The 15,369-nt window shown below is 36.2% G+C and carries 12 protein-coding genes; 5 read left to right on the plus strand and 7 right to left on the minus strand.

All coding sequences use genetic code 11. The features are described 5' to 3' along the window. Positions 1 to 22 precede the first annotated feature (22 nt). The 5 genes from KEM10_RS08500 to KEM10_RS08520 all read right to left on the minus strand — a co-directional run bounded on the left by KEM10_RS08500 (position 23) and on the right by KEM10_RS08520 (position 5,506). Entirely contained in the window at positions 23 to 2,080 is a 2,058-nt protein-coding gene (locus tag KEM10_RS08500) for a TonB-dependent receptor (protein WP_212215562.1), read from the minus strand. 3 nt (positions 2,081 to 2,083) lie between these two features. Next, positions 2,084 to 3,490, minus strand: coding sequence for a PQQ-dependent sugar dehydrogenase (locus KEM10_RS08505; protein WP_212215563.1), 1,407 nt, complete (start codon positions 3,488 to 3,490; stop codon positions 2,084 to 2,086). A gap of 129 nt (positions 3,491 to 3,619) precedes the next feature. Continuing rightward, complete coding sequence (gene rarD / locus KEM10_RS08510; RefSeq protein ID WP_212215564.1) at positions 3,620 to 4,516, minus strand: EamA family transporter RarD; 897 nt, start codon at positions 4,514 to 4,516, stop codon at positions 3,620 to 3,622. A gap of 43 nt (positions 4,517 to 4,559) precedes the next feature. Then, entirely contained in the window at positions 4,560 to 4,874 is a 315-nt protein-coding gene (locus KEM10_RS08515; protein WP_212215565.1) for a hypothetical protein, read from the minus strand. Between the two features lie 17 nt (positions 4,875 to 4,891). Continuing rightward, on the minus strand, positions 4,892 to 5,506 hold the full coding sequence (locus tag KEM10_RS08520) for an NUDIX hydrolase N-terminal domain-containing protein (protein ID WP_212215566.1): 615 nt from the start codon (positions 5,504 to 5,506) through the stop codon (positions 4,892 to 4,894). Positions 5,507 to 6,019: 513 nt separating this feature from the next. On the opposite strand from KEM10_RS08520, the gene KEM10_RS08525 reads away from it, so the two are divergent. The 5 genes from KEM10_RS08525 to KEM10_RS08545 all read left to right on the plus strand — a co-directional run bounded on the left by KEM10_RS08525 (position 6,020) and on the right by KEM10_RS08545 (position 12,785). Then, positions 6,020 to 6,319, plus strand: a complete 300-nt coding sequence (locus tag KEM10_RS08525) for an RNA recognition motif domain-containing protein (RefSeq protein ID WP_244825646.1) — start codon at positions 6,020 to 6,022, stop codon at positions 6,317 to 6,319. A 185-nt stretch (positions 6,320 to 6,504) separates the two neighbouring features. Next, positions 6,505 to 7,566: a mechanosensitive ion channel family protein gene (locus KEM10_RS08530; RefSeq protein WP_212215567.1), complete on the plus strand. Its 1,062-nt coding sequence runs from the start codon at positions 6,505 to 6,507 to the stop codon at positions 7,564 to 7,566. A 97-nt stretch (positions 7,567 to 7,663) separates the two neighbouring features. Next, positions 7,664 to 8,734 carry a lysylphosphatidylglycerol synthase transmembrane domain-containing protein gene (locus KEM10_RS08535; protein ID WP_212215568.1) on the plus strand — a complete coding sequence of 357 codons (1,071 nt, stop codon included), beginning with the start codon at positions 7,664 to 7,666 and terminating at the stop codon, positions 8,732 to 8,734. 93 nt (positions 8,735 to 8,827) lie between these two features. After that, positions 8,828 to 9,646 carry a substrate-binding domain-containing protein gene (locus tag KEM10_RS08540; protein ID WP_212215569.1) on the plus strand — a complete coding sequence of 273 codons (819 nt, stop codon included), beginning with the start codon at positions 8,828 to 8,830 and terminating at the stop codon, positions 9,644 to 9,646. A 40-nt stretch (positions 9,647 to 9,686) separates the two neighbouring features. Further along, complete coding sequence (locus KEM10_RS08545; RefSeq protein ID WP_212215570.1) at positions 9,687 to 12,785, plus strand: PAS domain-containing hybrid sensor histidine kinase/response regulator; 3,099 nt, start codon at positions 9,687 to 9,689, stop codon at positions 12,783 to 12,785. On the opposite strand, the gene KEM10_RS08550 is transcribed toward KEM10_RS08545, so the two are convergent. Then, positions 12,780 to 14,432, minus strand: a complete 1,653-nt coding sequence (locus KEM10_RS08550; RefSeq protein WP_212215571.1) for a carbamoyltransferase C-terminal domain-containing protein — start codon at positions 14,430 to 14,432, stop codon at positions 12,780 to 12,782. The two genes, KEM10_RS08545 and KEM10_RS08550, sit on opposite strands and share 6 nt — an antisense overlap. A gap of 4 nt (positions 14,433 to 14,436) precedes the next feature. Then, positions 14,437 to 15,330 (minus strand): hypothetical protein, encoded by an 894-nt coding sequence (locus tag KEM10_RS08555; RefSeq protein WP_212215572.1) that lies wholly within the window; start codon positions 15,328 to 15,330, stop codon positions 14,437 to 14,439. Positions 15,331 to 15,369 lie beyond the last annotated feature (39 nt).

Here is a 15,369-nt window from a genome sequence, read left to right on the forward strand (position 1 = left end):
TTTAAAAACTCATCAAATCTAACTAAAAACTTAGATTGAACCCTGCATAAATAGTAAAAGGTAAACCCGGATAATAATAACGAGGCGCATTATTACCAAAGGATGGAGCATTAATTAACACCATAGAAGCGTAATGTGTATTGAACAGGTTATCTGCACCCAAATAAACTGAACCTTTAAATGGTTCAGAAACAACATCAATAAGTATCCTGCTTCCGGCCTTGGCATAGCTTTCGTACTCTTTTAAATTACTATCGTTTAAGTATTGGCTCCCAACTGCTTTATAATTTACATTAATATGAAAAGGTTTAATATAGAGATGTCCATCAATCGAAAACGAGTAATTTGGGATTCCAGGCAAATGATTTCCACTGTAATCATCTCCATCGTCAATAAAATTCTTGAATTTATTTACAGAAGTAAAGTATGCCACCGAAACATCTAATTGTCTTTTATCTTTAATTTCAAAAAAGCTTTTATTTGCAGTCAGTTCAAGGCCGTTATGTGTTGTTTCTCCTGCATTGACACCATAAAAAACAGCTTCACTTTCTCTTTTAGTAACCAATAGGTTACTCAATCTCATCCAATAAAAAGTAAGGTCTATCCTGGTTTTTGCATTATCTGAATGAAAGCGATAGCCAAAATCGGCATTCCACCCTTCTTCCGGCTTAATATCGCGATTGAAAGATGCATCGGGCATTTGAGCTTCTTCAACAGAAGGTGTTGAAAAACCATGCCCAAAAGATCCATACAGGTACATTTGTTTATAGAAATTATAATTCAAACCTATACGTGGCGATGCAATCCAATCATAGCGATGATCATACTTCACTCCTGTTCCATCATCCTCTGATGTATAAAAAGTTTGATTAACATTTGCTGCAGCTTGCAGTGTCCATTTTGGATGAAACTGATATTCAAATAACACAAAAACATTCACATACGAACGGGATATATTATTTGAGTTCAGCAAATCATCCTTATTATCGGAATCTACTCCATAGTATGCAAGTTGGTTCTGCTCCCACATCAACTCTCCTCCCAAATCAATTCTAAGATTATTTTTGGTGAAAGTGAATTTTTCTCGCATGCCCAGCCCTGTTCTTTGTTCATCCAAACGATTAAAAGGCCTTAACTCGTCCAGATTGGAATTATTGTAGAACATGTTAATAACATTACTGGTATTTTTTGAAAATGGTGAGCTAAAACCCAGGTTAATCAAATGTCTGCCCGTTTTCTCATATCCTTGAATATTTTTCCAAGAGCGAGCTGCTTTTTTAGGATTATCATTAAAATCGGTACTATCCAGCGAACTTGGAATTTGACCGTTTAAGTACCTGTAGTTATATAAAAAATGTAGATAATTTTTCCCAACTGGCTGCCTCCCTTTCAAAGTAACAGTATATCGGTTGTAATTACTATTCTCGCGATAACCATCGGTATGGAGCTGCCCGGCAGTGATAGAATATATGCCTGAAGTGGCATTTTTGAAACTAACATTTAATTGGTTAGAAATAGTATTATAACTACCCATCTCACTCTTAAAGTAGACCTCATTATTGTTTACAGCATTCCATGGATCAATAAAAATAACACCTCCCAAACCAGCACCAAACAATGCTGAAGATGGTCCTTTTAATACCTGAATACCTCCAATATCATTTAATGAAATATCTTCGATGGAAGTCACTCCATCACCATTTGTTAAAGGCATCTCACCCCAATAAGCTTTAATGCGATTACTCTCATAGGCAGTACGCGACCCTACTCCTCTAATGGTAATACGATTGGTACTCATGGTACCTTGCTGCATCACCACACCTGGTATTGTGTTTATTTGCTCTGATAATTGATAACTGTTTCCAGATCGAATCTGCATGGAATCAATTATTGAAACAGCACCTGACCAACTTTCTAACTTCTGGATATAAACCGGAGCATTAATTATTATTTCATCGAGTTTTTTCTGTTCTAAAGTCAATAACGAATCCTTTTGTTGGTCGTTCCATTGCTGACCTCTTATCGGACCAAAACCCCAAATAAATAATGCTATACAAAGAGCAAACCTTTTACTATCCATAAATTATTGTGGAATCAACTTTAGAATTTTACCTGGTTTTTCAATCGCCACATAAATATATCCATCCGGACTCATCTCCACATTTCTAACACGTCCAATACCTTCAAGCAGGCGCTCTTGATTTACCACTTTATCCCCTTTTAACTCTACTCTATGCAAATAATGAAAACTTAAGGATCCGGTTAGTATATTGTTTTTCCATTTAGGATATTTATCGCCTTTTACAAAAGTCATTCCGCATGGTGCAATAGACGGAATCCAATAAGTAACAGGTTGCTCCATGCCGACTTTGGCTGTATCGTTGGTAAAAGTGGTTCCATTATAGTTAATTCCGAATGATATTACAGGCCAGCCATAGTTTTTACCTTTCTCAATCAGATTTAACTCATCTCCTCCCTTTGGTCCATGTTCATCGGTCCAGATACGACCGGTTTGAGGATGCATACAAACACCTTGCGGATTTCGATGTCCATAAGAATAGATGGTTGATTTAGCTTTTGTATCATTCACAAATGGATTATCGTCTGGAACTGTTCCATCATCATTGATACGATGAATCTTACCGTTATCATTATCGAGGTATTGAGGATGTCGGTCGCGATTCCCCCTGTCACCTACCGAGAAATAGAGGTATCCATCCTTATCAAACTCCAGCTTACAACCGTAATGATGTCTTGTTTCGGTTTGTGGCATAGCTCTGAATATTCTCTCCTGATCAACCAACTGATTACCTTTTAACCGCGCTCTCATAATAGCAGTACTGGCCAACTTTGGATTATCCTCATTGGGTGAAGAATAAGAGAAATACAACCATCCGTTTGATGAGTAATTGGGGTGTAATTCAATGTCTAACAAACCTCCTTGCCCTCTGGCAACAATATCAGGTAATCCACTTATCTCCTCCTTTTCGCCATTTACCGTATACCTAATCATACGACCATCACGCTCATTAATAAGCAAATCTCCATTGGGTAAAAATTCCAGTCCCCATGGAACATCCAGACCATCAACAACGGTTTCAACAGTAAAATCCATAACCTGACTATGATGAACTCCTGCTTCACTTACCACATAATTATCATCATCTGCACTCTTTGCCGACAGCTCTGTTATATAATCTGCTAATCCATATATCTGTTCATCCTTTAAACCTGCATTAAAAGAGGGCATACCATAGGATTGACGACCATTTTTAATGCTGTTAAATATTTCATCTCTGCTATTACCGAAAAACCATTTTCTGTCAATAAACGATGATTTTTGGGCATTATGACAACTCAAACAGTAACTCTTAAACAGTTCTTCAGAATCTTGGATGGAAATTGCTTTGGGTTCTGAGGGCTTAAGCCAGATAAAGCCAACAGCTAATACAGCTATAAGTACAAAAGTAGTTAATGCTATCTTTTTCATAATAATCAGGTGTATAGTGAACGTTCTAGTGTTTATAACAATACACTAGTAAGAATGTTAAGCAACATTCAAATAATCTTTCAATAACATTCTCAATTTAAATCACCTAACAATCTAATCAGATAAAACCTACTGACTTTTATGTCGCTTACGAAACTTACCTATAACAGCAATGCTATAAAAAACCAAGGCTAACCAAATGGAGGCGAAAGCAATTTGTTTTTCAATAGGGAATCCTTCGTTATAAAGAAAGATTCCCAATAATAACATGATGGTTGGTGCTATATACTGCATAAACCCAACAGAAGTTAGCGGTATTCTTTTGGTGCCTTGTGCAAACCAATATAACGGAAGAGTAGTAACTACTCCGGCCACAATAAATAGAATATTGGTTAGCAGTGTACCGTTAAACAAATGACCCGATCCATCAATTATGCCACCAATTATATACACTAATGCAAAAGGTGTTAATACCATTGTTTCAATGGCTAAGGCAGGCATTGGTTCAACACCACTTTTCTTTTTTAATAAGCCATAAAGACCAAAAGAAAAAGCCAAATAGATTGATATCCAAGGAAAACGGCCATAGTCGATTGTTAGATAAGCTACTGCACTAACCGCCAATAATAGTGCTATAATTTGAAGCTTACTGAGCCTTTCTTTTAAGAAAATCATTCCTAATACCACATTTACCAGCGGAGTAATATAATATCCCAAACTAGCTTCAACAATATGGCCTGCATTAACCCCATAAATGTATACGCCCCAGTTACTACCAACCAGCAATCCGGTTACAACAAGTGTAAGAAACGATTTTTTATTTCTGAATATTTGCTTTAGATGCAGTTTCTTCTTTACCGATAAAAATATCAGCACAAATAAAAACGACCAAAATATTCGATGTGCTAATATCTCAAGAGCCGGTACATGACTTAGTAATTTCCAATATACAGCTAATAAACCCCAGCTTACAAAAGCTTGCGCTGTATAAATATATCCTTTAGCCTGACCTTGATTATTGCTCATCTATATTTGAGTTAAAGCCCGCTAAGGTAGAAAGAAAATACTATTACTTTTGGTAGATCATAAAATCTTCCAAATCAATATAACCTCGAATGAAGGCAAACAGAACCGCTACGATTACGATGGCTAGAGATAATGCCACAATTCTTTTAATCGCATCAACTCTTTTCTCTTTAATCAACCGAGCCCGAAGTTGGTCCCTTTGTTCTTTGGTTAATTGCTTATGATGTGAGGGATGATGACGATAAGAATGAACTATCTTTTTATTCATGCCCGAAAATAAACCATCCCGCTTCTTTAGTAAGTCCCTGTTATTCTTCATTCGTTGGATCATATCCAACACATGACCTGCATATGACATATAAATTAGGTTAAAGATTAGTCGAACACAACGGGTAAACTTTCGTCTTTTGCCAGACGATACAACTCCTCAATCTGAGATTTAACAATACGATCCTCAGATAATGCCGGTAAATGATCTAAAGAGAACCAACCCGAATCTTCAATATCAAAAGCACCACGTAACTCACCTCCTGTTATACGACACAAAAAAACAATTTTATACACGTACAAAGGTGATGGTGGATGCTGATGAAAACGTTTATCATAAACTGCAAGTAAACGAACTACTTCTGTTTGAATACCGGTTTCTTCTTCTACTTCTTTTACAGCATTTTCAGCCGGCGATATACCAATATCACACCAACCTCCAGGAATGGTCCATTTACCATCAACCACTTCCTTAGCCATTAATATCTCATTCTTATCATTTAATACAAAACCACGCACATCAACTTTGGGTGTTGGATATTCTGTAGGCGGCAAATAAAACGAATCAAGCGACTTAATGGGTTTATTGGCTATGGAAGCCATCAGTTCTTTGCTTAAATCAACCAGTTCCTGGTTACGTTCAATTTCATATCCATTTCCTGCATATACTAAGCCGGTTTCGGCCAGTGCCTTAATACGCTTTATTGTATTTAAATAGTCCATAAATTAAATGTAGCCATTCCTGAAACACCTTCAAAACAAAATAAGATAAATTATATCATCAGGATGATCAATCAAAGAAGTAATTGAGTATATGTAAAAGTATTACCAGAAATGCATAAGCAAAGAGTACAATCATTACAATGCGCATTATCCTCATTTTCTTACTGTTCTTTAGTAAAAAATAAGCACCCGATGACGCAATCATTAATAATATGGAATTTAATACTGTCATGCCTTTAGTCTATGCTTAAGATACAACATTTCAGGCACAAGATGTAGATTTCAATAAAGAAAATAATAATTTAAATTTAACACTCTTTAAATATTTAGCCAACAGCTAATTCACTTATTTAGTTACCTTTGTCACGTATTTAAAAATGGATAGTTTGATTTTTGGCTGCTAGTTAGTATTACCTTCCGTTAGTTTAGGTGCCAACCTCCACTTTTCAATTATTCCCTTCTTTAAATCGTTATTGTTTAATTAAGTGCTCCTAAAGCACAACGTTTTATTTTATGATGAATATTTTTATTTCGAACCTGACTTACGCTATTACTGATGGTGACTTACAGGATTTATTCGAGGAGTATGGACAAGTTAGTTCAGCCAAAATTATTTTAGATCGCGAAACGCGTAAATCTCGTGGGTTTGGTTTTGTTGAAATGCCAGATGCTGATGCAGCCCGCAAAGCTATTGAAGAATTGGATCGTGCTGAGTACGATGGTCGTGTTATTAATGTGAAAGAAGCAGAAGCTCGTCCACAACGTAACAACAACCGTGGTGGAAACGGTGGTGGTAACCGTCGTCGTTACTAGTCGTTCTTAAAAAGAAATTACAAAGGCTGTTTGCAATGCAAACAGCCTTTTGTGTTTTTATAGAGAACACCCCTAATATTCTTACATAAAAAGAAACTTTTTAGTTATATTTAAATGTTACCCCTTAAACCAAAGCCTGCAAAAGGGTGTTAACTATTTATATTAGACCTTAATGTAATTTTTATATGAAAGAATACTTAACCCAAGCTTTTAATGGTGAAGATTTATTACTACCTATTATATTATCAACAGCCTTAATTATCCTGGCGTGGATTCTAGGTAATATTCTTACCAAAATTCTACGGAAGGCAATTCATCGTCAGCATAAAGGAGGAATTGAAAAAGTAGTTACCTTAATTAAAACACCGCTTAAAATTTTAATTGTAGTTATAGCGCTAACCTTTATCAACTCGTATTTCAAAGATAAACTGGACTTAAACACCGGAAAAGCTATTTTTCTTTTTATCGTATTTACAATAACCTGGTTGGCCATAGCTATTATCCGCAGTATTAAACACTTTGTGCTATCGAGCTATAACATACTTGATTCTGATAACCTTAAAGCCCGAAAGATACACACCCAAATGCGTGTTTTTGAACGCTTATTAATATTTCTGGTCAGTTTCATCGGTTTATCAATAGCCTTACTTAGTTTTGACAAGGTTCGCGAAATTGGACTAAGCCTTTTAGCTTCTGCCGGTATAGCAGGTATTATCATTGGTTTTGCTGCTCAAAAAAGCCTTTCTCTCTTATTAGCCGGATTTCAGATTGCCATTACTCAACCCATTCGTTTGGATGATGTGGTAATAGTTGAAGGTGAATGGGGATGGATTGAAGAAATTACACTTACCTATGTAGTGGTTCGCATATGGGATAAACGGCGTTTGGTTGTACCCATCAATTTCTTTATTGAAAAACCCTTTCAGAACTGGACCAGACAATCTGCTGATATTTTAGGCACTGTGTTTATTTATGTTGATTACGGATTCCCAGTAGAGAAGATGCGTGAAGAAATGAGTAGACTATTACCTGAAATACCAGAATGGGACGGTGCGGTTAATGTTTTGCAAGTTACTGATGCTACTGAAAAAACAATGGAATTACGCGCGCTGGTTAGTGCTAAAGATTCACCTAAAGCCTGGGATTTAAGAGTACGACTGCGGGAAGAATTAATCCGTTTTATGCAAAAAGAATATCCTCAATATTTACCTAAAGCAAGAATAGAACTGGAAAAAGACAATAATTAATTGAGAAAACATACTGATTTTAAGGCAAGTTTAGTTTTATTACAAAAAACAAAGCACACCCTTTTCTGCGTCCTTCTATTCTTATACCTTTGTTTGTATGACTGATAACTCAGGTAAAATATTACGAAGTATCCGTCCCGGAAAGATCACATTCCCAATTATAATAGGATTAGCTGTTACTGGTTATTTTCTGTATAAAGAGTTTGACCCTTCCGTTATGGATGCATTCTCTTTTACATTGCAGTCGCTCGTATGGTTTTTTATTTCCTTTCTGCTAATTGCATCACGCGATCTGGGATACATCTATCGCATCAGGCTTTTAAGCGGACAACAAATGACCTGGGGCAAAGCCTTTAATATTATTATGCTTTGGGAGTTCACCTCTGCTATCACTCCTTCTGCCATTGGAGGCACCAGTGTTGCTATTTTTTTCATTAATAAAGAAGGGATTAGAATAGGAAGAAGTACCGCTATTGTTATGGTTACTTCATTTTTGGATGAGCTTTACTTTATCATCACATTTCCATTAATATTATTATTTATTGGAAGAACTGACATTTTTGCTTTTGGCGATTCAATTGAAAATGGCTTGCCTTTTTATAAAAATCAGTTCTTTATGTTTGCTTTGGCCGGGTATATCATAAAGTTAGCATACACAATTATACTTAGCTATGGATTATTTGTTAATCCCAGAGGATTAAAATGGTTATTGCTATGGGTGTTTAAACTTCCAATTATTCGTCGGTGGAGGCCACAGGCCAATGAGTCAGGATCTGATTTAATTGCTGCCTCCCGTGAATATAAAGACTGGCCATTTAAAAATTGGTTAAAAGCATTTTTGGCAACAGCATTTAGCTGGACTTCGCGTTACTGGATTGTGAATTCTCTCATTCTTGCCTTCTTCGGTTTTCATTTCCTGGGCTGGGATGATCACATTCTTATTTTTGGAAAACAACTGGTTATGTGGATTATGATGCTGGTAAGCCCTACACCAGGAGGCAGTGGGTTTGCTGAATGGGTTTTTAAAGAGTTTCTTTCAACCATGATTCCTGTTGGAACGGGTGTTGCCATGGCCTTTATGTGGCGAATGGTAAGTTACTACCCTTATCTTTTAATAGGAGCTTTTATTGTGCCACGCTGGATTAAAAAGCACTTCATAAAAGGTTAAATGTATTTGATTAACGCAAAGTATTGAGTGATAAACAATCTGTTTTTCAATCGTATAAATCCATAACTTGGACCTTTATATTAATTTGATAATATGGCCCTAGTCAAATTCTGGATTCTCATTAGCCTGAGCACAATTTTTATTGTTTCAGGATGCAAGCAAAAAAATAAAACAAATACAGTAAGCCAGTCAACATCGCAAAAAGAAATTCTTGTTTATTGCGAAAATTCAATGCTGGGTATTGTTTTGAATTTGAAAGAACAATTTGAAAAAGAATATGATTGTAATGTTCGAATTCAGAATGATTGTGCCCAGAATTTAATGGACTTAATCAGTTATACAGGCAAAGGTGATCTTTATATCCCATCATCAACAGCTTCTTTTAAAGAGTTCCAACATAAAACAGGACAAATATTGATGGATTCGGTTTTTATTGGTTACAATACATTGGTATTTATGGTAAAAAAAGGAAATCCTAAAAAATTCGATGGCCGTTTCTCTTCTTTACTTCAAGATAAATATTCAATGATAATTGCAGATCCTGAAACGAGTTCTGTTGGTTATGAAACCAAAAAGTTACTTATGCAGAACAACGTTTACAAAAGAGTATTACCTAAAATAGTTTCCTTAACATCTGACTCAAAAGGATTGTCAAAAGGATTAAAAAATAATCAGGCGGATGTGGTTATTGATTGGCATAGTAACTTTTTTGCAAATGGAAACCGCAATTATGTTGAAGTTATCAGGCCCGATCTGCAAAATAATCGTCACATACCCATATTTGCAGCAAGTCTCTCATGCAGCTCAAAACCAACACTTACCAAAGCTTTTTTAGATTTTACAAGTTCACAATTAAACGAAAGCCGATTAAGTAAATACGGATTTACTAGAAGGAAGACGATTATTTTTTAAATTTATACGTTTGAAAACACAGTCTGTTAATTTGAATCTTGTGAATAAAAAAGATAATACACCCAAATTATTTTATTTAAAAGAGCCTATCGTAAATAAGCTCTATCTTTTATTGGCCATCTATTTAATCACTATAGCGGCCATTATTAGCATAGAAAATTATTTCGACCAATCATTTGCCACTAAGTACCGGGATGCGATACAAAATCAGGAACAACTGGCAAAACTTGAACATCTTCTGCATAAAAACCTACTCGAACTTAATATTGCATTTAAAAGTTACCCTTCTGTTAATATTAAACAACAACTAACTAATATTGAGAATGAAATTGGAGGATTAACAGAACGAAGCATTGAAATTATAAATGTTATTGATCAGGGTGGAAGCATTGAAGATAAAAGAGCTGTAAACCTCCACACTCAGGATGTAATTACTAACATTATTACATACAACGAGGATAAATACACAGGTAGCATACGTGAAGTAAGGGAACTGGCACCGTTAATTAATAAAATGCATAGCCTCTCGGAACGTGTAGCCCGCAAAATAGAAGCTACTTTAAAAGAGCCTAACGGTGCTGATAATGTGGTAAAAGCAACCGACTTATATATTAAACAGGCTGAAGCTTCACTGGAACGATTGCACGAAATTGAGAATAAAATTTCATACGATATAAATAAGCGACTGGTAACATTAAACAACAAAAGTATTAATGTACTTAAGCGATACAATAATCTTAAATACCTATCTCTCTTTGTCTTTACTTTATTTGTTGTTTTTCTGACGTATTTCTTACTATCACAAATCAGAAACTTAATAGTAAATCAACGTACAGCTGAACAAAACAACAAAAAGCTTATTCAGGCAGTTGAGCAAAGCCCTATTTCTATAATGATTACCGATACTCAGGGCAATGTTGAATATGTAAATAAAGGCTTTAAGTCATTGGCCGGCTTCTCTAAATCGGAATTAAACAGAGGCAACACAAACTTCTTCCAGTTACAAGATGAGAGCAACGAATTTGCCGAAGTACTATGGCAAACTATTCAGGAAGGTCAAGTGTGGACAGGAGAAATATCAAGCACCAAAGAAGATGGCTCTGTATTTTGGGAAAAAGTACTGATATCTCCTGTATTAAGTGAGGATAAAACCATTTCGAATTACATTGCCATTAAGGAAGATACTACCGAAAAGAAATTGTTGACGGAATCATTAAAAGAATCAAACAAAACCCTGTCAACCATTACCGAGAATCTTCCTGTTGGAATATTAATTGTTGATGCTGATAAAAAAGTGGTTCAGTTAAACCTTACTGCTGCCAAAATTATGGGATTCAAAACCATTTCAACGGCAATGGATCATTTCAACAGTCATTCATACAACGAACTCTTTTTTACCAACAAAAAAGATAAATACAAAGATGAGCAATCGGGCGTAAATGTTGAATCGCTTGACGAACGATTGGAAGTGAATGAAAATAATATTTCTCGAGAAATATTAAAAAATATTATTCCGGTCACACTTGATAACCGTGAAGTATTTCTGGAAGCCTTTATGGACATTAGTGCCCAGAAAGAAATACAAAAGAAAGAAGCAGAATCCAATAAGGCTAAATCCGAATTTCTGGCCAATATGAGTCACGAAATTCGTACCCCAATGAATGGTATTATTGGTGCGACTGAGCTATTGTCGAAAACCCGCCTTTCGAAAGAACAGAAAAACGTGGTTTCCATCATTGGACGATCGTGTGATAACCTACTGAACATCATCAACGACATACTCGACTTCTCAAAGATTGAAGCCGGTAAAATGAAGATTGAATCATATGCTTTTAATCTTCGTTCAACGGTTGAATATCTGATGGATCAGATGTCATTTAAAGGCAGAGAAAAAGGTATCGAACTATTGAGCGATGTAGAAAGCACTATTCCTTCCATTGTAATTGGTGACGAAAGTCGACTGATACAGGTTTTGGTGAACCTAATGGGTAATGCCGTTAAATTCACATCGGAGGGCGAAGTTGTTTTAAAGGTTGAAATTGAACAGCAACAAGGAACTAACCTTACACTTCATTTCTCAGTTGAAGACTCTGGTATTGGCATTCCTAAAAATAAACTGGAGAAGATTTTTGAATCGTTTACACAAGCTGATGGATCAACTACCCGTAAATTTGGTGGTACAGGTCTAGGAACCAGCATATCTAAAATGTTGGTTGAATTGATGGGCGGTAAAATTTGGGTTGAAAGTCCTAATCCAAACTTTATGTGGTCGAAAGACAATCCGGGTTCTGTATTCCATTTTACACTTCCACTGGTTATAGACAAAAATCAGAAAGCATATGAAATAAACAAGGAACTGTTTAGCACCATCAATGCACTAATAGTTGATAATCACAAAACCAATCTGCTGCTTCTGAAAAAGACCTTAAACAACTGGTCGATTAATTCCGAAACAGTCAATGATGAAAAATCGGCTCTTACCCTATTAACAAACCGACAGGATTTTAATCTTATCATTATTGACAGTCACGTCTTTAGTAAAGCCGACGATAATTTTGTTACCAGCATAAAAGAACTGCAGAAGAATATCAGAATTATTCTTTTCACTTCTGATAATAAATGGAAACCGATAGATCAGCTGAAAGGTGTAGACTTTATAATGCAAAAGCCTATTAAGCATACCGAACTATTACATACCATTGAAAAGTTATTTGGTGATAAAAATGCTCAAAACAAACTACAGGGAGAAACCCCAAGTTTGCAAGAACGCATCAAAGACAAACGGGTATTATTGGTTGAAGACAATATTATCAATCAAAAAATTGCCGAAAAGATGCTGGATCGCATAGGCTTGCAAATTGACATTGCTAAAAATGGTGAAGAGGCGGTTAATTTGATTACCGATGAAGAAGAAAGTGATTTTCACTTGATTTTTATGGATGTTCAAATGCCGGTAATGAATGGCTTGGATGCAACCCGTAAGCTACGCGAATTGAATGTTGAGACCCCAATTATTGCAATGACAGCAAACGCGCTTAAAGGTGATAGAGAAGTTTGTATTGAGGCCGGCATGAATGATTATATTGGCAAACCGGTTAAGATGGATGATTTGGAAGCTATCCTTGAAAAGTGGTTATAACGACTGATAAATTCCATTTAATACAACACCATCCAGGTTCATATTACGGGCTGAAGTAATAGCTCCTTCAACCGTATGAACAATGGGTTCTCCTTTTACATTAAAAGATGTATTAATAAGAGCTTTTACACCATGCTCCTTTTCTAAATATTGGAGCAATTCAAAAATAAACGGATTTTCGTTTCTTTCCCGAACAACTTGTATTCTGGCCGTTCCATCAACGTGCACAGCACCTTGTAACTCTTTTTGCTTCTGAGGCAGAATATTAAAATCCAACAACATAAAATCAGCTAAAGAATGAATGGATTCTTTTCCTGTAAAGTACTTTGCATTTTCCAGTAGCATAATAGGTGCTACAGGACGATACCACTCACGTTTCTTGTGAGTCATACTTACTTTTTGGGCCAGTTGTTTACTATTGGCTAAAGCTAAAATACTTCGGTTACCCAGAGCTCTTGGCCCAATTTCACCGGCATTATTACAAACTCCAATAACTTTTCCTTGCATCAGTTCATTGGCACACCTTGCCACTTCTTCAGAATGCACTGTTAATGAGTATTCATTGATTCCCCAATTATTCAAATAAGGAGAATGAGTATTAGCTTTTCCATGCTTCAGCCACTCAACATAGGCAGCCGCTCCTAATGAAAGGCCGCTATCTTCGGGGCATGGTGGAATATATACATCTTTAAAAATGTTCGATTCAAGCAAGTGCGTATTGGCTACAATATTTAAAGCCGAACCCCCTGAATAATATAAGTAATCGCATTGCGTTTTCTGCTGTAAACCATCAAGCTTATTAATCAATTCTCGCTGAAAAATGCCTTGCATGGTGGCTACAATATCATGCAAAAAAGGATCTTTGGTATTCAAGTGTTTTTTATCCCAGTTAAAATCTGCTTTTGCAGCTTCAAAAAATAGCTTTTTATTGCCCCATAAATCCTTAAAATAGTCGTTATTAACTAACCATTTTTCAAGCTCAGGTTTGTATTGTCCAAAAGCAGCTAACCCCATCATCTTTCCAGGAACGCTGTTCTGCTCGATATACTTCGAACCTATTATGCCAAAAACAAGTGCATTGGCATTAAATAAACCTGATAAATATTTAAAATCCCAATGATATTCTAACGACTGAATCTTACCCTTTTTATAAGTCCATGCCGATAGATTACTTAAACTTCCACCTCCATCAAAATGAACCAATAAACTATTTTCTTTAAAGGAACCATAAAAAGGCAAACAAGAACCTACATGAGCCATTTCGTGATTTAAGGCATAAGCCTCTTTCTCCCTATCCAACCACCAACATCGTCCTTTTTCAGGCGCTGCCTGCAACATGTCATTTAGAGGGGCTTCAAAACGAAAACGGCCACAAGCTGACAAAAAGGTGCGGCCTACGACATTATCAACAAACACAAGATCATAAACCTGTTTGGATAATAAGCCTTCCTTCTTCAACAGATCGTATAGCTGCTCGTATAATTTATTATCGTGTTTATTTCGGGTTAGTCGCTCAAGAGTTAAATGCTTAACCACCTGTCCGTTTTCCATCAAGGTAAGAGCATGATCGTGCACATAGAAAGGCGTATCGGTATTGATACGATCTTGTATTCCATATATGGCCAGCGTTGGCTTTGAAGCATCCATGTAATTAAATCAAGAATTGAGCAGCCAAAGTCAACACAAAAAGAAGAACAAAAAGTACTTCCTGAATGATTGTTTTACGAATAGCATTTAAGAAGCGACTAAGCACAATAGCTGCCCCTATGGCTAAAATTGGCACTACCTCAAGGGAGTAATAAGGTGTTAATGCGGCTATGATACCCAATACTATGAGCCAGATAAAAATGCGAAAATATTTACGCGTAATGATCTTTACCATTGGCATAATACGTACTACGGCCAGAATAGCCAAGAATACCATAAAAATAACTATTCCGTTATATACCTGCGAGTAAATGGTGTGGGAGAAGAAGGCCACTGGAGAAACAAAATTTTCGATGGCCAAGTCGGCAAACCAGGTAAACTTATCAATTAGAAAATAATAGCCAAAAGCGAATATATAGGGTAATATAGCTCCAAGAACAGATGCTAAAATAGCTCGAAAAGAAAACAATCTAAGGATAAACATGATCATCCATATCAGGATGAGGAAATAGATTCCTTTGGCATAAAAAAGACTACCTACGGATAACCAGAAGGTTGACTCGAAACACCAGGCCATTGGCTTGCGGTGTGGACCACCCGAAAATAACCTTTCGATGGAGAGCAACAATAAAGGGGTAAAAAACCACACCGGATGTAATTGCTGCGCCATTAAATAGCCACTGACCAAAAAAAGATATAAATACCCAGGCATGGCTGTTTGATTATTGGATAAACCAAAGCGGTTAACAATTCGGTTCACCCCCAACATCATCACCAGGGTAATTAACATGCTTATAAGGGTCGATAAAAAATGATTCCCTTTCAGTGCTCCCAATAATAAGCTCCACAATGGCATTGGCGTTTCGTCAAATGGAAAAGCACTGGTCTGCGGTCCCACAAATGAGTTAAGCCAAAAGCCCAACAAAAAAAGTGGTAA

The organism is Carboxylicivirga linearis (genome assembly GCF_018271995.1).
Taxonomy (GTDB): domain Bacteria; phylum Bacteroidota; class Bacteroidia; order Bacteroidales; family Marinilabiliaceae; genus Carboxylicivirga; species Carboxylicivirga linearis.